At 55.9% G+C, this 25029-nt stretch carries 22 protein-coding genes, 3 tRNA genes and 1 pseudogene; 9 read left to right on the top strand and 17 right to left on the bottom strand.

Annotated elements, in window-relative coordinates; all coding sequences use genetic code 11:
• Positions 1–363 precede the first annotated feature (363 nt).
• From D9V82_RS07590 to D9V82_RS07570, 5 genes are all read right to left on the bottom strand, one after another.
• Positions 364–903 carry a rhomboid family intramembrane serine protease gene (locus tag D9V82_RS07590; protein ID WP_239088615.1) on the bottom strand — a complete coding sequence of 180 codons (540 nt, stop codon included), beginning with the start codon at positions 901–903 and terminating at the stop codon, positions 364–366.
• 99 nt (positions 904–1002) lie between these two features.
• Positions 1003–1533 (bottom strand): peptidylprolyl isomerase, encoded by a 531-nt coding sequence (locus tag D9V82_RS07585; RefSeq protein ID WP_121911805.1) that lies wholly within the window; start codon positions 1531–1533, stop codon positions 1003–1005.
• A gap of 71 nt (positions 1534–1604) precedes the next feature.
• Positions 1605–3242 (bottom strand): dihydroxyacetone kinase family protein, encoded by a 1638-nt coding sequence (locus D9V82_RS07580; protein WP_121911804.1) that lies wholly within the window; start codon positions 3240–3242, stop codon positions 1605–1607.
• 116 nt (positions 3243–3358) lie between these two features.
• Positions 3359–5629 carry a 5-methyltetrahydropteroyltriglutamate--homocysteine S-methyltransferase gene (gene metE, locus D9V82_RS07575; protein WP_121911803.1) on the bottom strand — a complete coding sequence of 757 codons (2271 nt, stop codon included), beginning with the start codon at positions 5627–5629 and terminating at the stop codon, positions 3359–3361.
• Entirely contained in the window at positions 5616–6548 is a 933-nt protein-coding gene (locus D9V82_RS07570; protein ID WP_167449753.1) for a methylenetetrahydrofolate reductase, read from the bottom strand. The genes metE and D9V82_RS07570 overlap by 14 nt, the downstream gene beginning before the upstream one ends.
• Before the next feature lie 285 nt (positions 6549–6833).
• Here D9V82_RS07570 and D9V82_RS07565 point away from each other — a divergent pair, with 285 nt between their 5' ends.
• The 3 genes from D9V82_RS07565 to D9V82_RS07555 all read left to right on the top strand — a co-directional run bounded on the left by D9V82_RS07565 (position 6834) and on the right by D9V82_RS07555 (position 8409).
• Positions 6834–7577, top strand: coding sequence for a hypothetical protein (locus tag D9V82_RS07565; RefSeq protein ID WP_121911802.1), 744 nt, complete (start codon positions 6834–6836; stop codon positions 7575–7577).
• Positions 7578–7696: 119 nt separating this feature from the next.
• Entirely contained in the window at positions 7697–7900 is a 204-nt protein-coding gene (locus D9V82_RS07560; RefSeq protein WP_121911801.1) for a hypothetical protein, read from the top strand.
• A 35-nt stretch (positions 7901–7935) separates the two neighbouring features.
• The gene (locus D9V82_RS07555) at positions 7936–8409 is read left to right on the top strand and encodes a GNAT family N-acetyltransferase (protein WP_121911800.1); all 474 of its coding nucleotides are present in this window, start codon (positions 7936–7938) and stop codon (positions 8407–8409) included.
• A 53-nt stretch (positions 8410–8462) separates the two neighbouring features.
• On the opposite strand, the gene D9V82_RS07550 is transcribed toward D9V82_RS07555, so the two are convergent.
• Positions 8463–8535: transfer RNA gene (locus tag D9V82_RS07550), tRNA-Ala, on the bottom strand.
• A gap of 170 nt (positions 8536–8705) precedes the next feature.
• Between D9V82_RS07550 and D9V82_RS07545 the strand changes: the two genes are divergently transcribed.
• Together D9V82_RS07545 and D9V82_RS07540 are read left to right on the top strand one after the other, a co-directional pair.
• Positions 8706–9584 carry a polysaccharide deacetylase family protein gene (locus tag D9V82_RS07545; protein ID WP_121911799.1) on the top strand — a complete coding sequence of 293 codons (879 nt, stop codon included), beginning with the start codon at positions 8706–8708 and terminating at the stop codon, positions 9582–9584.
• Positions 9584–10132, top strand: coding sequence for a DNA-3-methyladenine glycosylase (locus D9V82_RS07540; RefSeq protein ID WP_121911798.1), 549 nt, complete (start codon positions 9584–9586; stop codon positions 10130–10132). Before D9V82_RS07545 ends, D9V82_RS07540 begins: the two co-directional genes overlap by 1 nt.
• On the opposite strand, the gene D9V82_RS07535 is transcribed toward D9V82_RS07540, so the two are convergent.
• From D9V82_RS07535 to gyrA, 6 genes and pseudogenes are all read right to left on the bottom strand, one after another.
• A complete protein-coding gene (locus D9V82_RS07535; RefSeq protein WP_121911797.1) occupies positions 10133–10618 on the bottom strand; it encodes a MarR family winged helix-turn-helix transcriptional regulator in 486 nt (161 codons plus the stop codon). It abuts the gene before it with no gap.
• A gap of 188 nt (positions 10619–10806) precedes the next feature.
• Positions 10807–10992 (bottom strand): annotated as a pseudogene (locus D9V82_RS12645) (IS256 family transposase); the annotation flags it as partial.
• Positions 10993–11219: 227 nt separating this feature from the next.
• Positions 11220–11292 (bottom strand) — tRNA-Ala (locus tag D9V82_RS07525).
• 9 nt (positions 11293–11301) lie between these two features.
• Positions 11302–11378, bottom strand: a tRNA-Ile gene (locus tag D9V82_RS07520).
• A 173-nt stretch (positions 11379–11551) separates the two neighbouring features.
• Positions 11552–11890, bottom strand: a complete 339-nt coding sequence (locus D9V82_RS07515; protein WP_121911796.1) for a DUF3566 domain-containing protein — start codon at positions 11888–11890, stop codon at positions 11552–11554.
• A 3-nt stretch (positions 11891–11893) separates the two neighbouring features.
• Positions 11894–14449 (bottom strand): DNA gyrase subunit A, encoded by a 2556-nt coding sequence (gene gyrA, locus D9V82_RS07510; protein WP_121911795.1) that lies wholly within the window; start codon positions 14447–14449, stop codon positions 11894–11896.
• A gap of 78 nt (positions 14450–14527) precedes the next feature.
• Here gyrA and D9V82_RS07505 point away from each other — a divergent pair, with 78 nt between their 5' ends.
• Genes D9V82_RS07505 through D9V82_RS07490 form a run of 4 tightly spaced genes read left to right on the top strand, consistent with a single transcriptional unit; the run spans position 14528 to position 17012 of the window.
• Entirely contained in the window at positions 14528–14746 is a 219-nt protein-coding gene (locus D9V82_RS07505; RefSeq protein ID WP_121911794.1) for a CopG family transcriptional regulator, read from the top strand.
• Positions 14746–15003 carry a cell filamentation protein Fic gene (locus tag D9V82_RS07500; RefSeq protein ID WP_121911793.1) on the top strand — a complete coding sequence of 86 codons (258 nt, stop codon included), beginning with the start codon at positions 14746–14748 and terminating at the stop codon, positions 15001–15003. The genes D9V82_RS07505 and D9V82_RS07500 overlap by 1 nt, the downstream gene beginning before the upstream one ends.
• 11 nt (positions 15004–15014) lie before the next feature.
• On the top strand, positions 15015–15452 hold the full coding sequence (locus D9V82_RS07495; protein ID WP_121911792.1) for a DUF6918 family protein: 438 nt from the start codon (positions 15015–15017) through the stop codon (positions 15450–15452).
• Positions 15453–15512: 60 nt separating this feature from the next.
• Positions 15513–17012 carry an MFS transporter gene (locus D9V82_RS07490; RefSeq protein ID WP_121911791.1) on the top strand — a complete coding sequence of 500 codons (1500 nt, stop codon included), beginning with the start codon at positions 15513–15515 and terminating at the stop codon, positions 17010–17012.
• Positions 17013–17106: 94 nt separating this feature from the next.
• On the opposite strand, the gene gyrB is transcribed toward D9V82_RS07490, so the two are convergent.
• From gyrB to dnaA, 5 genes are all read right to left on the bottom strand, one after another.
• Positions 17107–19176, bottom strand: coding sequence for a DNA topoisomerase (ATP-hydrolyzing) subunit B (gene gyrB, locus D9V82_RS07485; protein ID WP_121911790.1), 2070 nt, complete (start codon positions 19174–19176; stop codon positions 17107–17109).
• Between the two features lie 168 nt (positions 19177–19344).
• Positions 19345–19914 (bottom strand): DciA family protein, encoded by a 570-nt coding sequence (locus D9V82_RS07480; RefSeq protein ID WP_121911789.1) that lies wholly within the window; start codon positions 19912–19914, stop codon positions 19345–19347.
• The gene (gene recF, locus D9V82_RS07475; protein ID WP_121911788.1) at positions 19911–21101 is read right to left on the bottom strand and encodes a DNA replication/repair protein RecF; all 1191 of its coding nucleotides are present in this window, start codon (positions 21099–21101) and stop codon (positions 19911–19913) included. The genes D9V82_RS07480 and recF overlap by 4 nt, the downstream gene beginning before the upstream one ends.
• Positions 21101–22282, bottom strand: coding sequence for a DNA polymerase III subunit beta (dnaN, locus tag D9V82_RS07470; RefSeq protein ID WP_121911787.1), 1182 nt, complete (start codon positions 22280–22282; stop codon positions 21101–21103). The genes recF and dnaN overlap by 1 nt, the downstream gene beginning before the upstream one ends.
• A gap of 617 nt (positions 22283–22899) precedes the next feature.
• Positions 22900–24579, bottom strand: coding sequence for a chromosomal replication initiator protein DnaA (gene dnaA, locus D9V82_RS07465; RefSeq protein WP_121911786.1), 1680 nt, complete (start codon positions 24577–24579; stop codon positions 22900–22902).
• Positions 24580–25029: the final 450 nt, after the last annotated feature.

Raw genomic sequence — 25029 nt, 5'->3', positions numbered from 1 at the left:
ATGGGTAGAAAGTTATCCACAGGCTGTGAAAGAAACCTGTGGAGTATTTATTTCACAGACTTATCCCCACCCTGTGGATAACTATTTTCACGGGCTTTCACAGGTGACTTTTCGGCCGTTGATACCGTTATAACCTGCATGATCAGGGAAAACTCCGGAAAAGCGTTCGGTAAATTACAAGAATGTGGTTATCCACAATGTGGATAACTATTGTGGATTTCTTTCGCACACCCATTCCGGTGATTAAATTCCACAGTTATCCCCAAACCCCAGCTCGCAGCCCCAATAACACAATGATGACCGCACCGGTGAGAGCGACACCCACCTAGCGCACGGATTTGTTTCGATAAAAGAGGAAGAAGCTCAAGATGACTCCGGTACACAACCCGCCAAGGTGTCCCCACAGTGAAACCCCTCCGCAACGAAGGTATAGCCCACATTGATCAATACGAGGACGATGGGCGCGCGCAGATCCATCCCGCGTTGCCGGAAGACGCCCACCAGCATGCCCATCAGCGCAAAGATCGCACCGGAGGCCCCTACCGTGGGCGTGCTGCCATCGAACCACAGCACCATAGCGGAAGCACCCAAGCAAGAAACCAGGTAGGCGGCAACATATAAACCAGTATCGAGGGCACGCTCTACTTCCCTACCGATGAGCAGGAGCATCACCATATTGACCGCGAGGTGCCCGCCGTCTAAATGCATAAACTCCGAAGACAGCGCCGTGAGCGGCGCATGGGCGTAGTGCGGGCCCCACAGGGCCCAGTCTTGGCTAAGCGTTGAGAAAAAGAAGGTCTCGCCCAATGTTCGAGCTTGTATCGCGGTAATTGACCAGGCGATGATGCAGATCAAAGCAATGACCGAAGTCACGGGGGCGGTTCGCAAATAATTTTTCACCATGGCCTGAAAGCTGACCCTTTTACTGACAATCGGATAAAACTAAACGAGCCCGGCACCACAGGAAGGAGTGTGGTGCCGGGCACGGAGCGAGGAAAACGCTTAGGCAATATCGATAGACTCGATGACAACGTCCTCATGCGGACGGTCCATGCGGTCAGTGTCGACCTTGCCAATCTTGGAGACGACCTCTTGCGACGCCGGATCCGTAACCTCACCGAAGATGGTGTGGTGGTTGTTTAGATGCGGAGTCGGCGCCACGGTGATGAAGAACTGAGAGCCGTTGGTGCCTGGGCCAGCATTCGCCATGGCCAGCAGGAATGGACGGTCGAACTGCAGCTCTGGGTGGAACTCATCCTGGAACTGGTAGCCTGGGCCACCACGGCCGGTGCCGGTGGGGTCGCCGCCCTGGATCATGAAGTTATCGATGATGCGGTGGAAGATGGCTCCATCGTAGAACGGGCCGGACTGCTCGCCCTGTGCGTTCTGGGTGGAGTAGTCCTTTTCGCCCTTAGCCAGGCCGATGAAGTTTTCAACGGTTACCGGTGCGTGGTTACCAAAGAGATCGATAACAATATCGCCGTAGTTAGTATGCATCGTTGCAGTAGCGGTCTTCTGAGTCATGCCAGCCATTGTAAAGAATTTACTGCCTCTCCGCCGTGCAGGACATAACGCTCTCAGCGATCGCGCTACCATTGTCCCCCCTAATCGGCGGACAGGGGTTGTCCCCCAAAGAGCCAGCTAACCACGAGGGCGCCAGGATCGATGATTCCCTTGCTGCGATCGCCCAGGTAAGACGCGCGCCCTTTCTTAGCCGCGATCTTTCCAGTTTCCTCCACGCCTTCACGCGCGGCCTCATAAAGAGTCTTGAGGGTTTGTTCGTCTGGGTGCTCTGCGCCGATTTCTTGCGCCTTTTCCGCGGCCGGAATGAGCGCATCGAGCATGGTGCAATCCCCGCGCTGCGCGCCGCCCAGTTCTTGAATGAACTCTGCCGCGCTGCTTAAACCTTCCGCTAAGCTCTGTGCACGGGCCATGTCGGTGAAGAAGCTGCCAAAGACCGCGCCCGAAGTGCCGCCCGCCAGGACGAGGAAGCGCTTGGCCAGGCCGTTGAAAATCTCAGCATCCGTTCCGCGCAGCGGCAGTTCGATGCTTTCAAGCGCCGCCTCCATATTGGTACCGAAGTCCCCATCGCCAGCCTTACGGTCGAGCTCAGTCAACTCCTCTATAGAGGATTGCACACGATCGACGAAGTCACTCAACCACTCGTTGTCTTCGCCTTCAACAGGCAGCTCATCCTCGAAGGTAATCCGCGCCGATTCCACCTGCTTTACACCGGCCAAGGCACGGGGCCAAGCGGGGGCTTGGGTTGGGGCATCAATAAGCTCCAGCAGCTCATCATCTGCCTTGAGCAGCGTGATGGAGGCGCCGTGCATATTGACCGCGGTGACAAAATTGCCCACCATGGAACGCACTACGGTAATTCCTTGCTCCGCTAACTGCGCGGAAGCCTCACCGAAGACCAGGCTAAGCTCCAAAAGCGTGGTGCCGCCCAAGCCGTTAACCAGGCACACCACCCTATCGCCGCTGCTGATAACAAGGGCAGCACCCAGCTTTTCTAGCACGGTGGCGACGATGGCATGGGCATCCTTGACCTTTTCCGTATGCGTGCCCGGCTCGCCGTGGATTCCTACACCGACTTCCATATGCCCATCATCCAAATCAAAGGTCTCGCGCCCCGTGGTGGGCAAAAAGCCGGATCCCAGTGCCACGGACATGCTGCGAGAATTATCCGCGGTCCGCTTCGCTAGCTCCGTTACTTGATCCAGATCATCACCGCGATACGCCGCGGCACCGGCGACCTTTTCCACCAAAATCGTGGCGCCGGTACCGCGCCGACCGGGGCCCTCGCCGGTGCCTTCGGTAGCAATATCATCCGCGACCAAGACGAAACGCGTATCTACGGCCTCTGCAGCATTGCGCGCCACGGTGAAATTCATGACATCACCGGTGTAGTTCTTCACAATGTGTAATACTCCCCTGCCCTGGTCGGCCCACTGCGTAGCTTCAGAGACCTGGACCGCATTCGGGGAGGTAAAGAGCAGACCCGGGCAGGCTGCAGCGAGCATGCCTTGCCCGATAAAGCCGGCGTGCATGGGCTCGTGCCCGGATCCACCACCGGAGATTACTGCGACCGCCGGTTTATCATCCGCCGTGCGCAGCGGGGTGCTACGCCCAATGAAACCCGCATCGTGCCAAGCGGCATCGGGATGCTGGGCGATGAAACCAGCCAGGGAATCAGGCAGGAAGGATTCTTGGCTATTGCGAAATGCTGAGTGCTTCATAGCGCCTACGGTAATACGAATCAGGCCACGGCGTCTTGGGTAGGTACATGATCACGAAAACGCTATGCAGACCGGCTGCATAGCGTTTTTAAGAACCCGGAAGTCCTCAAATTCTATTAGAGGGCGTTGCGCACCACATCGCGGGCTTCCACCATATTGCGCAGGGAGGTTTCAGTCTCTTCGTAACCGCGGGTCTTTAGACCGCAGTCCGGGTTAACCCACAGGCGATCCAGCGGCACGTTCTTCAGCGCGGCGCGGATAAGCTCTGCCATTTCCTCCACGGAAGGCACGCGCGGGGAGTGAATATCGTAGATGCCAGGTCCAATCTCAGAGTGGAACGTGTCGTCGATATCCTCCAGCAGTTCCATGCGAGAGCGCGCCGCCTCGATGGAGGTAACATCCGCATCGAGACCGGCGACGGCGTCGATGATCTGGCCAAACTCCGAATAGCACAGGTGGGTATGTATCTGGGTGGTGGGCTTGGCCTCGAGGGCTACTAGGCGGAAAGAACGCACTGCCCAATCCAGATAGGCTTTGCGGTCCTGCTCGCGCAACGGCAGCAGCTCACGCAGGGCCGGCTCATCGATCTGAATGATATCGATGCCAGCTTCCTCCAGGTCGCGGACCTCATCTGCTAATGCGACGCCCAGTTGATCTGCGGATACGGACTGGTGCACGTCATCGCGGACGAAAGACCACGCCAGGATGGTGACCGGGCCGGTCAGCATGCCCTTAACGTGCTTTTCCGAAAGCGACTGTGCAAACTTCGACCATTCGATGGTCATGGCAGCCGGGCGGGAAATGTCACCTACCACGATTGGCGGACGGGTGCAGCGAGAACCGTAGGACTGTACCCAGCCATTTTCAGTGGTAACGAAGCCATCGAGCAACTCAGCGAAGTACTGCACCATGTCATTGCGCTCTGGCTCACCGTGGACCAAGACGTCCAGGCCGAGGCGTTCCTGCAGTTCGATGACGGACTTGACCTCGTCCTTGAGGGCGGAGTTGTAGTCAGCATCAGAAAGCTCGCCCTTGCGGTGTGCGGCACGCGCCTGGCGGATTTCCTTGGTCTGTGGGAAGGAACCGATGGTGGTGGTCGGCAGCTCCGACAGGCCGAGCTCCTTTTGTGCTTCCTTGCGCTCATTGAAGGCCGGCGCGCGCTTAACCTCGCCTTCCGGCAGCTGAGAGATGCGCTCCTGCACGGCGGCGTTGTTGATGCGCTCGGACTCGGCGCGGGTGCGAACTGCGCGGTCGCTGACGCTGTAGGCCTCTTCGGCTGCCTCGGGACCCTGGACTAGGGCGACGACTTCCTTGACCTTTTCATTAGCGAAGGAGAACCACGGCGCGACATCGGCAGGCAGCTTGGATTCTGCCGCCACGGAATGCGGCACGTGCTGCAAGGACACGGAGGTGGATACGGACAGCTCATCGATGCTGCCGGCCAGGTTCTCGTACTTGGAGCGCAGGTCGCGCAGGTTGGCGGCCCAGACATTGCGGCCATCGACGAGGCCGGCAACGACGTGGGTGTTCAGGTTCTTTACACGCTCGAGGTAGCCCTCATCCAGGGCCAGGGTGCCGACAGCGAGGTCTACCTGGACGGCCTCTGGCTTGAGCTCTGCGATCACATCGAGGCCCTTGCGGGCGGAGCCGTACGGGGTGGTTAGGTAAACCTGCGGGCGCTTTTCTGCACCCAAGATGACGGAGTATGCCTGCTGGGTATATGCAGCCAAGTCCTCATCGCTAGCATTGGCCAGATCCGCAACGAGAGCAGGTTCTGCCAACTGGATCCACTCCACGCCGGCCTGGTGCAGCTCCGCCAGGACCTCCTGGTAGGCAGCAACGGCATCATCTAGGCGCTCGAGCGGGGCTTTAGCTGCGCCCTCGGCCTGCTTGGACAGGGCCAACAGGGTGACCGGGCCAACGAGGTACGGACGCACGGTATGGCCTGCTTCGCGGGCTTCTTCTACCAGCTTGATAATGCGCTGTGGGTGTGCCTTAAAAGCGTGTTCATCAGCGATTTCCGGCACAATATAGTGGTAGTTGGTATCGAACCACTTGGTCATCTCTAGCGGTGCGGTGTCCTTATTACCTCGGGCCAGGGTGAACTCATCATCCAGGGTTTCACCGGCAACGGCACCAACGGTCAGTGCAGTTTCGAGAACCTGATCGTAATAAGCGACGTCTGCCGGAATGGCATAGTCCTCGGTGAGTCCGAGGTCACGCAGCCGGTGGTAAGTATCCAGGCGCAGCGAGTGTGCAGCGGACTCGAAGGTTTGCGCATCAATGCGGCCGGCCCAGTAGGACTCAAGAGCGCGCTTCAACTCGCGGTTGGCGCCGATGCGGGGATAGCCCTCAACTGTCGCCTTGGGGAAATTAGCGTTGGTCATTATCTACTCCGATTCGGGTTAGTAGGTCGTGAGTATTGTCGGGGTTATTGTGGGTATATATATGGAGCCCGCTCGCCCCACCAGCCACGATGTCGCGAGCTAGTTCAGCGGTCAGTTCCATGCCGGTTTCGTATTCTTCTTCTGGGGTTGTCGCTGCCGCGAGCGCCGACCGCACCCTTTCGGGCACGGCGAGCCCGGACAGCTCTCCCATTCGCTCCACCCGGCGTAGACTGGTCATGGGCATGATTCCCGGTATGAGGGGAATATGCACCCCGGCTAATCGGGCCTTTTGGGAAAAGCGCAGGAAATCCTGCGCATCGAAAAATAACTGGGTGATGGCGAAGTCCGCGCCGAGGCGTTGCTTTTTCAGCAAGACGTCAAAATCTTCGTCTTCATTTTTGGATTCAACGTGCCCGCTGGGATAGCACGCGACACCGACAGCCAAGCGGCCCGCGGCGAACCGCGCTGCTTGCTGCCTCTCTAATTGCCGGATGAGGCTTATCAATTCATCGGCATGTTGTGGATAGTGCTCCGGCAAACCTTCCTCTGGTAGGTCTCCGCGCAGCGCCAGCAGGCCGCGGACACCGGCATCGACCAAGCGATTGGTCCAGCCGATAAGTTCTGTGCGCGAACCGGCAGTACACGCCAGGTGCGCCAATGGGCGCATCGAGGTGGTGCGCGAAATCCGCTCAATAAAGTTTGTCGTCCCTGCGAGCCAACCGGACCGTTGGGAACTTGTCACGGCAATATAATCCGGATGGTAGCTTTCCAAGGCTTCCAGCAAACGGTCGATTTTAGCTTCATCGGCATCATGCCGCGGCGGAATTACCTCGAAAGACAACGCTAAACGCTCCGGCACCATCAGTTCTTCTTCACTCATGGAATCCAACGGTGCTGACGCTGAAAATCGCGGGCTCATAGTCACCTCCTTTTCCCGATTTCGAATGATCTCTGGGAAAAACGTACCAAGCTGTTCAGTTCGCTGGATAGCGAGCGGTTAATGGTATTACCTTTGCAGGCCCATAAACAGCGCGGTTAGCCAAAAGTGGAGTGAATATTAATCCTCTATTCTGAACCAAGCGGTCTATTTTATGGTTGGTCCCGGCCCCGGATCACCCGCCACAACAGTGGTGGGGTATTAGGCTGGCCACTATGCTGGATGAGAACGAACAGACAAATTATATTTAAGGAGCACCTGCACCCAATGAACCCCATCGCAATCAATATGGCGTTGAAGACCGGTTCCAATCTGTGGAAGCACATTCGCAATCACCGGCAAGAAAAATCCCGCGAATCTTATACTGCCCTCGAAAAGGCTACCCAGCAGATGCAAAAGGAAGACAATAGCACCTTCGACGAAGCCCGCAAGCAAGCAGGCTCCGTTACCCAGGCCGCGCATTCTCGCCTCGAGCGCGCTCTAGAGGAATTCAATAACTACCGCGAAGACGCAGTTGATCGTTTTGATGAGGCCAAGAAGGAAGCCACCACGAAGGCAAAGAAGGCCCGCAAGCAGGCCACGAAGAAGGCCACCAAGGCTACAAAAAAGCAGACCAAGAAGGACAATAAGTCTTCCAAGTTGTGGACCGTTGCAGGAATTATATCCCTGCTCGCTGCGGCAACCGGTGCGATCTATTACTGGCTGCGCTCCAATGACAAGCCCTCCCAGACCCCACCGCGGGTAGATGACTACCGCGGTGGCACCAAGAACACAGCGCCAGAATCGACCTTGGTATACACCTCCACCAGCGAGAATAAGCCCGAATCCGATTCTGATCTTGCTGAAGAGGGTGCCGTGCGCGATGAGGAGCTTTTGGGTTCCATCGATAAACAGCTGGCTAAACACCGCGAGGAAGAAGAGGCTGCTGCTGCTGAAGAAGCAGATACCAGCCGCATCACCGATGACCACCAGAGCGAGGGTAAGCACCGCCTGCAGTCTGACGACCAGTAGTTCCTTTCGCACCCCCGCCGTGGGGGTGCAGTAGGCGTTGTTTAGATCTCATTGCTTTGCCTGTTCAAAAATCTCCTGCTTGAATTCTCTTTTTAAGGCTTTCTATAAGGAGATAAACAATGAGCTTTGAGTCTCTCACCGTCAAGCTCAAAGACGGTTCAACGTACTATTTCCCCGCAGGCCCAGTAACCGGTGATCCTTCCCCGCGCGTGGATAACCTCCGCTTTGCCATCGATAACGGCACCACCTTCCGCTCCGTCGACGAATCCGGTGAAATGCGCGAATTCAACGGCGCGGACGTGCACAACTATCACCTGGCTTAACCAGCCCAACGCATTGTTCATATATCCTGGGGATTATGGAAATTTGCGCGACCCAAGAATCCGATCGCACTTATATAGCTCGCCTTAACTTTCTGACCGATACCTTCGGTGATGAACGGGGCGAGCTTTCTTCCAGTTTTGCTGAAGATTTTTCCTTTTACGTGGAAAATTGGGAGCCTAACCAGGGAGGTTTCATTGCCTGGGAAGACCTCGTGCCCGCCGGCGGGGTATGGCTCAATTGGGGCACCGAGGACAATCACGGTTACGGATTCATCGAACCTGCTATCCCAGAACTTGCCATCGCGGTGGAAGGCCGCTACGCAGGCCAGGGCATTGCCACTGCGCTTATGGATGCCGCCATTTCCCTCGCCCGGACCCTCAAAGCGCCCGGCATTTCCCTGGCCGTCCACCCCGATAATCCGCGTGCGCAGGGGCTGTATGAACGCTTGGGCTTCGAGCATGTAGGTGTGTATGCCGAGCATTACATCATGGTCAAGCGCTTTTCCTAGCCCTATGCATGACTAAAGTCCGGATTCTTTGACCAGAATCCGGACTTTTCCTGTGGAGCATAGGAGAATCGAACTCCTGACCTTCTGCTTGCAAAGCAGATGCTCTACCAATTGAGCTAATGCCCCAGTAGCTCGTACTCTACTACTGCAGTCATGTATTCCAAAAATGCCAAAGAAAACTGCAGCACGGTGATTTACTTCTATCACATTTATCACACGCAATTAATCCCGTCATTCCCGCTGTAGTGGAGTAGGCTGGCTGACTATACCCATCTGTCCTCGTACCTAGGAAAAGTATGCGTCGTCTCCTTACCTCCGCGCTCGCCGTGCTCGCCACCGCTGCCCTTCCTGCCTGCGCCAATGCGCAATTCTTTGAAGGCACCCCGAAAGCAGCCAGGTCCTCAGAACCTAATATCGAATCCGCAGTTTCTGAGATTCAGACCGACATTCAACGGCGCATCGATAGCACCCGTGCCCAAGCACAGGAACTTGTCACCACGATGGTGCCAGGAGACGAACCGCAGAATGAAGCTGCACCCGCACCACAACCAGCCCCGCAGCCCCAGGCCAACGTCCTCGATTGCTCAAATTGTGTGGCCCTTACCTTTGACGATGGCCCCAGCCCTTATACCAACCAGCTCTTGGACACCTTCAAGGCTAAAAACGCCCACGCCAGCTTTATGGTGCTAGCAGATCTTGCCTACCAGTACCCCCAAGCGCTCCAGCGTATGCAGGCAGAAGGTCACACCATTGGTAATCACACCAAGACCCATCGCCAGCTCAACCAATTAGCTTACGGCGATATTGCCCAGGAAATCGACGCTGGCAATGCAGCAATCCGCAATGCCACCGGGCAGAATCCGCAATGGCTGCGCCCGCCCTACGGTGCCACCAACGAGACGGTTGACCAGGTAGTCAGGGATAAGGGCCTGTCGCAAGCACTATGGAACGTGGATACCTTGGATTGGAAGATCCGCGACTCGCAGCACGTCTGCAATGCCGCCGTCCAGGATGCTAACCCAGGCTCTATTGTCTTGATGCACGATATTCACCCGACCACCGTAAACGCCGCCGAGTGCATTATCGATGGCCTGCGGGCCAAAGGCCTAGAGCCGGTCAGTCTTGATGAGTTGCTGCCCACCCCGGAAGATGGAATGCGCTACTACTCCCGTTAATGATTGATTTTTCCCACAGTGCTGATGTTGTAGCCCCGCAACTCCTCGGCTGCATCATCACGCACTCTGGGGTGAGCATTCGCCTCACGGAAGTCGAGGCTTACTTGGGTACAGACGATGCCGCCGCTCACACCTTCCGCGGAAAAACCCCGCGTAATGCCGCCATGTTCGGCCCGCCCGGTCGGCTTTATGTATATGCCTCCTACGGCATCCACCGCAATATCAATATCGTGTGCGCACCCGAAGGCGTGGGCCAAGGGTGCCTACTACGCGGCGGTGAGGTGCTATCCGGGATCGATACCGCCTTCGCGCGTCGCGGCACCAGCGATTTTTACAACCTCGCCCGCGGACCCGGGAACCTCGGAAAAGCTCTGGGAGCAACGCTGGCAGATAACCACCTGCCAGTGCAGCTGTCGAACCGCGACTTTGAACCAGAATGGGTGCGCGGCCCCCGCATTGGCATTTCCAAGAACCAGGAAGCGGCCCTGCGGTTTTGGATTCCCTTCGATAAGACTGTCTCTGGCCGCCGGGGCTATCCCAAAAAGTAATTAATAACGGCCACCGTAGCGCTCATCGGCTTCGATTGCTTTAATGATGCGCTCATTAATTTGGGTCATCTGCTGGATCTGAGCACGAGTCAGGTTATCGATAACGGACCGACGGGCTTGTTTAGCGTGGCCCGGGGCGGTTTCTACTACCTTGTCCCAGCCGCTGTCCGTAAGGTGCGCCATCGTCGTCCGCCCATCATTCGGGCAAGGACGCCGAACGACCCACCCTTGTCGCTCCAGGCGGGTGACAACTTGGCTCAAGCGGGACAGGGAACCATTTGCGGTTATCGCAAGATCCCGCATGCGCATCTCATGGTTCTCTGCCTCTGATAACCGTGAGAGCACCGTATATTCGAAAAAACTTAGCTTGGCATCATCGCGTAACTGCGCGTCCAGAATATTGGTGAGCCGGACATTCACGCTCATCAAGGACATGAATGCTGCTAGTTCATCCTCTTCCAGCCAAAAGTCGTCCCGCTCGGTCATGAGGATAATTTTAGCAACTGGACTTAATTTCTAAAATAACCCCAAGTAGCCGGAGTCCCATACCCGTTATCCAGAATTGGTCTGATCCACCTAGTGGCCGGTCGGTTTCAAGCGCGCTGGGTCCAATTCAATGATGCCCAAATGAGGTTGTGGATGAGCGTATCGAATTGTTTGTGTACAGGATTGAATTATAGGTATTTGTCGAAGCGGTCAGGAACGGCCACGGCCATGTGGCTGATGGCTTGGTTCCAGCCGGATACGCGCGCTCCTTAAACGAGCCTGCTGGCTGTAGCCGAGGCTCGTTTGCCTTGTTTCGCCCGCTTGATAGCTCGTTTGTCTTTAATGTTGCAGATCATCAACCACAACGTTTTGACCCACAGCCGACCCGGTAACAGGCCGACCAGCCTTCTACGACAACGCTATCCCAACCGAATACTCACACTCCATAGGACTCAGAAAAGGACCCATGAAACGACAAAAGGCGCCCAACCGACGACACGCCCACCAGACACACATTTTGCTACTTAACCCTACTTAACCCGCTTAAGCCATATCCCACATATACAAAATCCGGCTCCCTAAGGAAACCGGACTGATGCTGTGGAGCATAGGAGAATCGAACTCCTGACCTTCTGCTTGCAAAGCAGATGCTCTACCAATTGAGCTAATGCCCCATTGTTCCGTGGTGGGCCTAGCTGGAATCGAACCAGCGACCTCATCGTTATCAGCGATGCGCTCTAACCGACTGAGCTATAGGCCCTTTAGCGGAACGAAAAGTAACTTTACATACTATCCCTGAAAGAACACAAATCAGCAGCTCAATGTGGTTTTCAAAGACGTTTTTCGTAGACCTAATAAGTACACCATATAGCGCTGAAGACCAGAAAATGCCGACACTGTTTGCTGCCGGCATTTTCTCCTACTCACAGTGGTCTAGATGTCATTCAAACTAACCTTTAGCCCGCCGACGACATCCACGATGGCGTTATAGATTACGGCCATCAACGGTGCAAGCAAGGTGAACAGAACGGCGAAAATAACGCCAATGACTGCGCTAGCTGCGATCACTACGGGAAAAGTAACCTCAAAGCCACCGCCGATGCCACCAACGAGGCTATTGAAGGACTCCCATATGCCCACCTGGTGCATACCAATGTACAACAGGCACACAGCCAACAACCACGCGATGAGTCCGACGAGTGACAGGGCGAAACCAACGCGAAACGCCGAGGTGGGCGAAATATGATGGATGGATACGTCTCGTCGTTCCACGTCCTACTCCTCGTCCTTGGAGGCATCGCTAGCCTTGTGCTGCTCTTGCTGGACCTCATCGACAGTTTTTTCGCCCTTGGCCACAGCCTGCGCGTCTTCCTCACCATCTTCTTCAACATTGCGGTCAATGGCAAGCAATTGGACATTATCGGCAAGGTCAACCAAGCGCACGCCCATCGTAGCGCGGGAAGAAGGACGAATCTGGTTTACTTCGGTGCGAATAACCCCACCGGCGGAGGTAATGGCGAAGATTTCGTCGTCTTTGTCAACGGAAATGGCGCCAATAAGCTTGCCGCGCTTCGGGGTGTACTTGAAGGTCATCACGCCCAAGCCACCGCGGCCCTGCGGAGTGTATTCCTCAATGGCGGTGCGCTTGCCGTAGCCCCCCGAGGTAGCAACGAGGAGGAATTCGCCGTCGTGGACGACAGACATCGCCAGCAGCTGGTCATCGCCGCGGAAACGCATCCCCTTGACGCCGGCAGTGGCGCGGCCCATGGGGCGCAGCTGGTCGTCATCGGCCGTAAAGCGGATAGCTTGGCCCTGCTCTGAGGTCAGCAGGATGTCATCGCCCTCACAAGCGAGCTGGGCACCGATGAGTGCATCGCCCTCGTTAAGGTTGATGGCGATGAGGCCCGCAGAACGAGCGGACTCGTAATCAGTCAAGCGCGACTTCTTCACGCGGCCTTGCTGGGTGGCCAGCACCAGGTACGGCGCATCCTCGTAGGACTGGATCTGAATGACCTGGGCAATCTTTTCTTCTGGCTGAAATTCCAGCAGGTTGGCCACGTGCTGGCCACGGGCAGCCCGGCCGCTCTCTGGCAGCTCGTAGGCCTTCAGGCGATACACGCGGCCAAAGTTAGTAAAGAACAGGATCCAGTCGTGCGTGGAGCAGACGAAGAAGTTTTTAACAATGTCATCTTGCTTCAACTCTGCACCGCGCACGCCCTTGCCTCCGCGCTTTTGTGACTTGTAGGTATCAACCTTGGTGCGCTTGGCATAACCCGTGGCGGTAATAGTAACCACGACGTTTTCTTGGGCAATGAGATCTTCATCCGTGACCTCGCCGGAGGCAGGCAGAATCTTGGTGCGGCGCTCGTCGCCATACTTGTCGACGATCGCCTCCAGCTCATCGTGGACGATCTGGCGCTGGCGTTCCTCGTGGGAGAGGATATGCTTAAGGTCGGCGATTTCTTCTTCGATTTCTGCCAATTCATCAACAATCTTTTGGCGTTCTAGGGCAGCCAGGCGGCGCAGCTGCATCGCCAAGATAGCATCGGCCTGGATGTCATCGACATCGAGAAGCTCCTTCAAGCCTTCGCGCGCCTCATCAACGGTAGGAGACCGGCGGATCAGGGCGATGACCTCATCTAGCATATCCAGCGCCTTGACCAAGCCACGCAAGATATGCGCGCGCTTTTCGGCCTCATCCAGGCGATACTGGGTGCGGCGAACGATGACCTCGATCTGGTGCGCAACATAATTGTTCAGCATCTGATCTAAACGCAGGGTGCGCGGCACGCCATCAACAATGGAAAGCATGTTGGCGCCGAAAGAGGTCTGCAACTGGGAGTGCTTATACAGGTTATTGAGCACCACGCGGGCGACGGCATCGCGCTTTAGGGTCACAACAATGCGCATACCCACGCGGTCAGAGGACTCATCTTCAATCTTGGAGATACCGGCGATCTTGCCGTTAGCTACGGACTCCGCGATATTAGAAATAAGGTTATCGGGGTTAACCTGGAACGGCAGCTCCGTAATCACGATGGTCTGTCGGGAGCCGGATTCCTCAATGGAGGTCACACCGCGCATGCGGATGGAGCCGCGGCCGGTGGTATATGCATCTTTGATACCCTGATCGCCCACGATAAGGCCCGCAGTGGGGAAATCCGGACCCTTCACGCGTTCCATGCAGGCTGCGAGTGCGGCATCCTCGTCCGCGTCTGGGTTTTCCAAGAGCCAGTAGATGGCCGAGGCCAGCTCATTCAGGTTATGTGGCGGGATATTGGTGGCCATGCCCACGGCAATGCCGCCGGAGCCATTCATCAAAAGGTTGGGCACGCGAGACGGCAGGACATCCGGCTCACTGGTCTTACCATCGTAGTTAGGCGAGAAATCCACGGTATTTTCGCGGATATCGCGAACCATTTCCATGGCCAACGGGGTTAGCTTGCACTCGGTATAACGCATCGCGGCAGGGCCGTCATTACCGCGGGAACCGAAGTTACCCTGGCCATCAACAAGCGGGTAGCGCATGTTCCAGGACTGCGCCAATCGCACCAAGGTGTCATAGATAGCCGAGTCACCATGTGGGTGGAATTGGCCCATGGTGTCAGAAACCGGACGGGCGGACTTCACGTAGCCACGCTCGGGGCGGTAGCCCGAATCGAACATGGCGTAGAGAATGCGACGGTGCACCGGCTTCAGGCCATCGCGCACCTCAGGCAACGCGCGGCCCACAATGACGGACATGGCGTAGTCGATATAACTCGATTCCATCTCCTCATTAATGTCAATGGGAAATATCCGATCAAAAAGATCATCGTTATTATCACTCATGAGGCCAAATTCTACCTTCTCCGGCTCTTAGCGGCTTTATTTGCCATATCGGTGGTATCACTGTGGTATCACAGTGATATGGCTATGACGTTACGGCTAACCGCAGAACAAGATCACGCCCTCACCCTCTTGGCCTCCGCGCAAGGGACCTCGAAGCACGAGGCGGTGGTGCGTGCTATCGTGACGGCGGCCTCGCGCACGCTTGCTGATGCCCACGTGCAATCCACCGCCCGCAAACTTCTCCCCGGCCGCGCAGAGCTGGAGGCCGAAATCCGCAGGACAAGGAAAGCACAGTAATGAGCAGCGAACAGCTGTATATATTGGCCCGAGAATTTTGTGCCCGCTTTAGGCTCCGCATCATCAACTATTCGGCCTTGGTGGCCGCTGCGGCTGCCAGCACTGCGCGACTGGAAGGCATAGTCATTCACGGCGATGAACAGCAGGCAGCTCAAGCTATGGCGGAGGTTTTAGAAAAAGTGCCAGCATTAAATGCTGGAAATCACACTTTTGCACAGTACTGTGCGCACGTCTATATGACCACGAAACTAGCGTAGAGTAGTGACCTATGGTTCATCTTTCTACCTTGATGTCCGGATCCACCCGCACCGAGTTCATTGCTGAATGCGCGGATCTCGTTGAAAAAGTAGCCTCTGTTCAATCCGGCATTTCCGGCATGGCCATTAAAGGCGGATTGGCCGCCGCCAAAAAAGCCGACGCTAACGTGGTCCCCAAAGGGCTAGAGCAGATTATCCCGGATGTTCTCGATGCCCTCGATCCGCGGTGGCAAGACTTTGCAGATAGCGGCGAGGACGATTTCGGTGCTTTCCTTAAACCGCACCAGGATAAGGTCAGCGATGAGATCATGAAAATCGCAGATAAGCACGTGGAAAAGGTGAACTCCGCCGCACTGCGCAAACCCTATAATTCCCTGCGCGGCAAGGCCACCAAAATCTTAAGCCCGGAAGTTCCTGCATTCGGCCGCATAGTACAAAAGCACATGTAAATAAATAGTTTCCACCAGTTTTCCTGCGGTTGAAGGTTGTCTGGGCTGCGGAGTATAAGTGTGGAAGTGACTTATTCCCCGCATCATAAATCGTCGGCATCAGAAGCAAACTGTACCGACTACCCCGCCGGCCAAGACCCCGCCCGCTGGCGGGTTCTTATTATTGTGCTGGTCACGGTGTTTATGTCACTCATTAGCGTGTCCATCGTGAACGTGGCGCTGCCGTCGATCCAGTCTGGGCTTGGTGCCACAGATTCGGATGTGCAATGGGTCCTATCTGGTTATGCGCTTACCTTCGGCGTGGTCCTCGTCGCCGCTGGGCGCGCCGGCGATCTCGTGGGGCGCGGAGGCATCTTTCTCCTCGGCATCGCCGTCTACACCATCAGCGCCACCGTGGCAGGTTTCGCGCCGAATACGCATTCTCTGAACATCGCGCGCTTTGTGCAGGGTGTTGGCGCCGGATTGCTGAACCCTCAGGGCGTGGGAATGGTCCAGCAATACTTCCGCGGGGAAGAGCGTGGCCGCGCCTTTGGATACTTTGGAGCCACCGTGGGAATCGCCGTGGCTATCGGGCCGGTATTGGGAGGCTTCCTCATTAAGATCGGCGGACCTGACCATGGATGGCGGCTGACTATGCTGGTCAATGCCCCTATCGGCCTGCTGGCCATCATCTTAGGCCTCATGTGGTTTCCACGCCCGCTATTTTCCCGCGTCCGCGATGCCGCGGGCAATAAGCTGGGCATCTTCAAGGCGCTGTCCACCCTGGATCCCATCGGCGCACTCATTCTCGGCGCTGCGGTATGGTGCATCCTCTTCCCCTTCATGGACTCCACCGGCTCCCCTGCCGTGTGGTGGCTGCTTCTCGCGGGTGCCGTGCTTATTGGCGTGTGGGTGCTGTGGGAGCGCCACCACAAGTCCACCGGCCACCCGCCAATGGTGGATCTCACAATCTTTGCCACCTCGAGCTTCCGCAACGGCACCATCATCGCCACGTTGTGGTTTATGGGTATGACCAGCATCTGGGTGCTCGTTGCGTTGTACTTCCAAAATGGCCTGGGTTACTCCGCCCTAGCGGCCGGCTCGGTGGGCATCCCTTCCGCACTCCTCAACTCCATTACCGCCACCATCGCTGGCCGCAAGATCTCGCGGTATGGACGCATAGTGGTCATCATCGGCATGCTGACCACTATCTTCGGCCTCTTCACCACGGTCGTCTTTATTTGGGGCACCACCCATTGGGGAATGAGCGAATGGTGGCTCATCCTTTCCTTGGCATTTATCGGGCTGGGCCAGGGTGCCGTGGTCTCCCCAAACCAAACCCTGACCTTGGCACAGGTCCCAGACAACTACGCCGGTTCCTCCGGCGCAGTCCTGCAAACCGGCCAGCGCATCGGCACCGCCATCGGCCTGGCTGTCATTACCGCCATTTTCTTTGCCATGCTCCAAAGCACCTCCGGAGATTGGCCCGTATCCATCATGACCGGTTTCGGTGTCATCATCGCCGTTTGCCTGGTGTCCTTGAGCTTTGGGTTTGCAGATCAGCGCACTTCCCGCAGCTAATACCTCTCCCCATAGTTTGAGCCCACCGTTGAACTATCTACGGTGGGCTCTGACTTTTCCCCAGCCCCTGTACGCAGGGGACTAGGCCAACGGTTTAGATATCCAGGAAGCGGACATCCTTCGCACGGCGGGTGATAAAGGAGCGGCGGGCGGCCACATCATCGCCCATGAGAATGGAAAACAGCTCATCGGCGCGCTGCGCATCTTCCAGATCCACCCGGCGCAGGAGGCGCGTTGCAGGATCCAAGGTGGTCTCCCAGAGCTCGGAGGCGTTCATCTCGCCCAAACCCTTGTAACGCTGGATACCGTCATCCTTGTTAATTTTGCGGTTTTGCTCCAGGCCTTCCGCCAGCAGCTTATCGCGCTCATCATCAGAGAAGGCATAGCCCGGCGTGCCCTTTGACCACTTCAGCTTGTAGAGCGGCGGGTTAGCCAGATACACGTGGCCATCCTCTACCAGCTGTGGCATAAAGCGGAAAAGCAAGGTCAACAACAGCGTGGCGATGTGCTGACCATCGACATCGGCATCAGCCATCAGCACGATCTTGTCGTACCGCAGTTTCTTGATATCGAATTCCTCGTGGATTCCGGTACCCAGTGCGGTGATGATGGCCTGGACCTCGGCGTTTTTTAAGACCTTATCCATGCGGGCCTTTTCCACGTTTAGGATTTTGCCACGCAAGGGCAAGATGGCCTGGAACATGGAATCACGGCCAGCCTTGGCGGAACCGCCTGCGGAGTCACCCTCCACGATATAAAGCTCCGAAATCTTGGGATCCTTGGAGCGACAATCCGCGAGTTTGCCAGGCAACCCGCCCAGATCGGTAGCGGACTTGCGACGCACCATCTCGCGCGCCTTGCGTGCTGCCATGCGGGCGTGCGCTGAGGATACCGCCTTATTGATGATGGCCTTTGCCTCTGCCGGGTTGGCATCAAACCAGTCATTGACGTACTCGTTAACCGAGCGCTGCACAAAGCCCTTTATCTCCGAGTTGCCCAGCTTAGTCTTGGTTTGGCCCTCAAACTGCGGATCGCCCACCTTGACCGAAATGACGGCGGCCAAGCCCTCGCGGCAGTCATCGCCAGACAGGTTGCCGTCCTTGTCCTTGATAAGCTTATGCTCCCTGGCATAGCGGTTCATCAAGGAGGTCAAAGCCGCGCGAAAGCCTTCTTCGTGCGTGCCACCTTCGTGGGTATTGATGGTATTAGCAAAGGTATGCACGGACTGCTTGTAGCCCTGGCTCCACTGCAACGCTACCTCAACTTCGTGTTCCTCACCCTTTGCTTCAAAGGACACGATGGTGGGGTGAATTGTGCTCTTGGACTTATTAAGAAATTTTACGTAGTCAGTCAGACCGTCCGGGTAGTGGAAGGTGATCTTTTTGCGGCGTTTCTTATCGGCCGTGATGGCATTAGTAGAGTCATCTTCCTCGCTAAAGGTATCGCCGGCATCGGGGACATCATCAAAAGACGTTTCATCACCGCGTGATTCGCCGGATTCCGCTTCCGCGATTTCCTCAAGTTCGATCTGCTCTTGGGTCACGCGTTCATCAATAAGCTCGATGGTCAGGCCCTTATTCAAAAAGGCCATTTCCTGCAGACGGCGCGCAATGGTGTCGTAATCGTACTCGGTGGTTTCAAAGATCTCTGGGTCTGCCCAAAAACGAATCTTGGTACCGGTGCCGCGGGCGTTACCACCTTCCACAAGATCATCCGGAATGGCGTTCTGGAAGTTTTGGTACCAATGCTTGCCCTCCCGCTTGATCTCCGCCTCCACGCGGGTAGATAAGGCATTGACCACGGAAATGCCGACTCCGTGCAAACCACCGGAAACGGCATAGGACTCGGAATCAAATTTACCACCGGCGTGCAGCTGTGTCATGACCACCTGGACGGTCGGTGCACCAGAAGCGTGCATTTCCACAGGGATGCCGCGGCCATTATCGATGACTTCGACGCCACCATCTTCCAAAAGCTTAACGGTGACCTTATCCGCAAAGCCTGCCATGGCCTCATCGACGGAGTTATCAACAATCTCCCAAATAAGGTGGTGCAAACCGCGCGATCCGGTAGAACCGATGTACATACCGGGGCGCTTGCGGACGGCATCTAGACCTTCCAGGATCGTAATTGATCCAGCATCATATGCGTGTTCTTCAGCCACGGATTCGTGCTCTCCTTTTGGCTATAACTAATTCTAAGACTTTCGCTATTCTACACGCATACCCCCTACTGAATGACACCCCACACCCGCCAGAAGTAGCTATGTGGCGGGCTGCGTGGTTATGCATCTTTTACAGACCAGGGCTAACCCGCGCTTATCAGCCACTTATCAGCCATAGGTATCTTGCGATCCTTGGGGTTTCACCCACTGCCGCCCCTCGTAATTACGCTGCTGCCGGGGACCTTGGATCCGCAGCTCAGCAATGACATCAGCGCCAAACCGGTCCGCAATTTTTCGCAGGATTTCCCGCTGCAGGTAGCGCAGCTGCGTAGCCCAGGTGGAGTTATCACAAGAAAGGTAGACGATCTTGTCCTTGATTTTTTGGGGCTGCGTATGGGCAGCGATACGCTCGCCTACCAGATTTTCCCAATTTCCCATCACCCAGCCGTGCGCTAATTCATTCTCCCAGCCACGGTGGGAAATCTCCTTTTTAATCTGTGCCCCCAGGCTTGGCACGTCAATCTTTCGCCGCGGCCTCCTACCATCGGCGCCGCTAGGCCTGCCCACCTGGTAACCACGATAGTTTTGTCGCTGGGCATCCGCTAAGGATGGCACCGGCATCTTCGGCACCGGGCGCGTAAGCTTGGGCGGGTTCTTCGAAGTAGAACGCACCAAACGGAAGTATTGGGTGACGGGATCAGTGCGCTCTTTACCGGTTGCGCCTTCTTCCTCACTCATACGTCTTCCTCGCTAATCCCTCGTGTGGCTGCTTCCGTATGCAGGGTAGAGATTCGCCCCTGGTCCGTATCTTTTACTCCCACCCGATAGCGCACGATAGGTTCGAGGTTATCCGGTAAATCTTCATCCACTGCCGCGGTGATGAGCACCTGTTCTGCCGTTGCGGCAAGATGAACCAACTGAGTGCGGCGCTTGGCATCGAGCTCAGCAAAGACATCATCCAAGATGAGGACTGGATCTGATCCTCCCTCTTTTCGCAGGAGCTCAAACTCAGCTAGGCGCAGGGCAATGGCATAAGACCAGGTTTCGCCGTGGCTGGCAAAGCCCTTGGCCGGCTGATCCCCTAGGTAGAGCACGAGATCATCGCGGTGTGGGCCTACTAAAGAGATGCCGCGCTCTATGTCGCGCTGCCGGGAATGGGCCAACGTAGTCAACATGACGGCCTCTAGCACCTCGCGGTCAGAAGTATCAATGGTGGATCTATACTCCACGCGCGCCGGACGCGACTCCGGCGCAAGGCCGGCATAGGCGGTAGGAATGTGGTCCAAAAGGGCATCAACAAGCGCAAGGCGCGCCGTGATAACTTGTGCGCCAAGATGCGCCAGCTGAGCATCCCACGTATCCAGCGTGGACAGCGCCGCAGCTCCGTCGCTATCGCCGTACCCGCGCCGCATGCTTGCCGATGCCGACTTCAATAGCGCATTGCGCTGCTTTAATACCTTGTCATAATCCGCCTTAACCCCAGCAAGTCGCGGGGTTCGTGAGGCGATGATGCTATCGAGATACGATCGGCGCCCCGCCGGTTCACCGCGCACCAGGACCAAATCCTCGGGGGAAAATAACACTGTTTTCACCACGCCGAGCAGCTCGCGCGGGCTGCGCAGCCTAGTGCGGTTAATCTGGGCCTGGTTAGCAGCATGGGGCTTTACCAGCAGGTGGGTAGTTAATTCACGCCCCTGATGTACGGCAGTAAGGGAAATCCGCGCACTCTGCGCGCCCTGGCGCACCAACGGGGAATCATGAGAAACGCGATGAGAAGACAGGTGGGCGGTATAACCTACAGCTTCCACGATATTGGTCTTGCCAAAGCCATTGCGGCCCACAAATAATGTGATCCCCGGGCCTAGTTCAAGTTTTAATTCGGGCCATGAGCGAAAATCCCGAACATCGAGACCCCTTATAAACATTAACCTGGCAGGCGAACCGGCATTAACAGGTAGGTGAAGTTCGTCTGCGGTGTGGGGAAATTACCATCCTCATCAACTTCCGGCAGCTCTTCCGGCTCTGGGATCATGATAGCGGGGCGGGAAGGCTCCGTGAATCCAAACACCACGCGGTCGGTATTAATGACTGCTAGGCCGTCTTTCAAATATCCCGGGTTAAAGGCAATGAGAAATTCATCGCGGCCGTGGAATGCGCACGGCAGCGTTTCGGTGGCATTACCGGCATCGGCGCCGGCGGACAAAGTGACCTGGCCATCGGCGAATTCCATACGGATCTGCGCATTGCGGTCCGTCAACAAAGAGACGCGGCGAATGGCTTCCTGCAGCGGTGCCACCTCAACGGAGGCAATATTCGTGTGCGACTTGGGAAGCAAGGGCTGGACGTTGGGAAAATCCGCATCCAACATGCGCGTCGTCGTTTCGCGGTTATCCGCGTGCAGGCCGAACAGGCCATCGGCGCCGATATTATTGCCGGAGCCTACCGCGATCTCGATAGGGATATTCAAGTGCGGATCCAAGCTACGCCCGGTATCTTGCAATGTCTTTGCCGGAACCAAGAGCTTAGCTTCAACGTCCTCAGTCGCCGGCTCCCACTCTAAGGTGCGCATGGCCAAACGGAAGCGATCAGTTGCCGTCATCTCGATATTCTTGCCATGAATATCCATGTGTACGCCAGTGAGCATGGGCAAGGTGTCATCCTTGCCGGCAGCGGCCGCTACCTGCTGGATTGCCCCTGCGAATAGTTGCGGTTGGATCGTGCCGGTAACCTCAGGCAGGACCGGCAATTGCGGGTAATCATCAAGCGGGATGAGAGGAAGCTCGAAACGGGAGGAACCGCAGGCAACTAGCGCCTTAGAATCTACCTGGGAAATCTCAACTTCTTTATTGGGCAAGGTAGCCACGATGTCAGAGAGCAATTTACCGGCTACGGCGATTTGCCCAGGCTCATCTACCATGCCGGCTATGCGCACCCGGGTTGAGACCTCGTAATCGAAGCCGATGAACTCTAAGCCGTTGTCATCAGCGGTGATAAGCATTGCGCGCAGCACTGGTTGGGTGACTTTGGAAGGCAGACTGCGGGCAACCCACGCTACGGCGTTGGCAAGGTCATCTTTGGCAACGCGAAATGACACAACTTCATCCATGGTGCGAAGAGCTCCTCTGTGGCGGGGTAGGAATGTTTAACTTTTCAAAAACTGGTTTCTAATTTACCGCATCCGATGAACCTTGTAATTTTCCCTCCGCCCTCCCTGCCAGCGGTGTGCGTTGGGGACCCGGCACAATTTCACACATCCCCTTTCTACTTACAAGATCAGAAAAATAATTTAGTAGTAGTAATAAGGGCTGTGGGATCTGTGATCAACCGAGTAAATGACAAGTTCAGCGCGAATATCCGGGGTGTGCCAATTCTTGTGATTGCGGTGTGATCAACTGTCTCGACATGTGGATAGAAAAGCAGGTCATCGTTTTATCCACAGCTTGTCTTAGTTTTCCACGGATCTCCCCACAAAGCTGATCACAAGGGTGTCCGTGCTGGATAGCATCTGTGGAATTTAAAAGTGTGAGCAGAATTAACAAATTACGACTGTGAAATTACACAGGTGTGGATAACTCTGTGGATAGCTGTTTATACGGCTTTACTGGCGCAAAAGGGCTGTTAAGACGTGGTATAAGGTGGGGGACCGAGAGGCGATCCAACTGCCTTAAAGATGGCGCGCCTTCCTGTTGTTTAGGAAGACGTCACTCGGTGATTGTGTTTGCGTTAGCCGCGACCGCGATTCTTGATGCGCTGGGTCAGGGACTGAATCTCGTCGTAGGTATTGCGCTTTTCGGTCATCTCTTTGCGGATCTTGCGATCGGCGTAGATCACCGTGGTGTGGTCCTTGCCGCCGAATTGCTCGCCAATCTTGGGCAGGGATAGCTCGGTCAATTCGCGACAGAGATACATAGCCAGCTGGCGGGCGTGGGCCACCGCGCGCTTCTTGCCGGCCCCGCGCAGGGTTTCAACATCAATGTCGAAGTATTCTGCGGTGACTTCCATGATCGAGGCTGCGGTAATTTGCTGGTTAGCAGAATCCGGCGCGAGATCGCGTAATGCAATTTCTGCCATTTCTACATTGATCGGCTCATTGACCAAGGAAGAGTACGCGGATACCCGAATGAGCGCTCCCTCGAGCTCACGGATGGAGGACTCAAAGCGTGAGGCAATGAGCTCCAGGACGGAGCGATCCACCTCAGTGCCATCGGCGGCGGCTTTCTTCATCAAAATGGCAATGCGGGTTTCCAGGTCAGGCGGTTGAATATCCGTAATTAACCCGCCTTCAAAGCGTGTGCGCAGGCGATCCTCCAGCGTGGTGAGCTGTTTTGGCGGGCGGTCCGAGGATAAAATGATCTGTTTATTGGCCTGGTGCAGCGCATTGAAGGTGTGGAAGAACTCCTCCTGCGTGGATTCTTTGCCCTCTAAGAACTGGATGTCATCCACCATCAAAATATCGAGGTTGCGGTAGCGCCGCTTGAAAGATTCTTGGCGGTCATCGCGCAAGGAATTAATATAATCATTTGTAAATTCTTCCGAGGACACGTATTTCACGCGCAACCCCGGGTGCAGCACCTGTGCGTAGTTACCGGCAGCATGCAAGAGGTGCGTTTTACCCAGTCCTGAACCTCCCCAGATAAACAGCGGGTTATAGGCGCGGGCGGGATTTTCCGCCACCGCTACTGCTGCGCCATTAGCAAAACGGTTTGAAGAACCAATGACGAAGCTTTCAAAAGTGTGCTTCGGGTTCAGGGAGGTTTCCCGGTTGGGATCGTGTGCTGGGGCTTCTCGCGGAATGCGCGCGGCATTCGGCGAACCATTAAAGTCCGGCTGCTGGCGGTTATAGTCTTGCTGGCTGTAATGCTCGGCCAATTCATCTAGGCTTGCCGGGGCATGGCTAGACCGCCAATTTGGCGGAGTCTTACCTGCGGTGGGGTTGTTATTTCCGCTGATCGCCGCTGCATCCATTTGTTGGGGGCGAGAGACGTAATTTTGAGCGAACGAAGAATCGACCTGCGTCGGCGGGTTGGAGTGGGAAAAAGGAGCCTGAGTGCTCGCTGATGTCTCCCCTGGCGCCGGTTGCGAATTCGACTCGCTAGCGGGCGGTTGGGGCTCCTGCGGGGTAACCAAGGTAACGGCGAAGGAACACGGACGGCCCAGGTGGCGAGTAAGTGCCTTGGAGATGTATCCGCCTAGCTCATTTTCTACGATGTCTTTGGCATTCGAATTTTCCGCGGCGACCAGCGCGTACCCTTCCACCATCATGATGGGGCGAACTAACTGCAGGTAGAGTCGTTGCGTGTGCGAGAAGCTCGGGACCTCAGAGTTGGGTTGCTCTGATTGTGCAAGCAGATCATCGACGATCGCGCGCCAGATAGCTTCCAGGTTCGCTTGCGGTTTAGTCACAACGGGCTACCTTCAATAATTATCTCGGGGACGGGTGGACGGTTAATAACAAATTCCACGGTGGATTCCACCGTGATTTCCACAGTGGTTTTTATCGAGTCACCTCGATCTCCACAGAGTTATCCACAGGTGTGGAAGAAACAGTTATTCACAGTTTAGTGCATGGCTGTGGATAACTTGCGTTAGGCCACTTTATAGCGTTGTACTGCGAAAACAATAAAACTCTCAAGTGAATATTTAGGGTTATCCACAGTGGTGCACGCACTGTGGAATTCGATTCCTTAGTTTTACCGCCACACAGGCGGGTGTGTCTAACGCGGGATTAATTCTTCAAATGCAGGCGACTATGAATACTTGCGGAGCTAAGGATTAGCTGCAGCATGAGGGTGAAAACTGGCCCTTTAGCTGCAAGAAAAAACAGTTATGTAATTTCGGGTGTACCCGGGCGTC

It is taken from the genome of Corynebacterium macginleyi, assembly GCF_003688935.1.
In the GTDB taxonomy this organism is placed as follows: Bacteria; Actinomycetota; Actinomycetes; order Mycobacteriales; family Mycobacteriaceae; genus Corynebacterium; species Corynebacterium macginleyi.
This window is presented reverse-complemented; position numbering and strand designations above follow the sequence as displayed.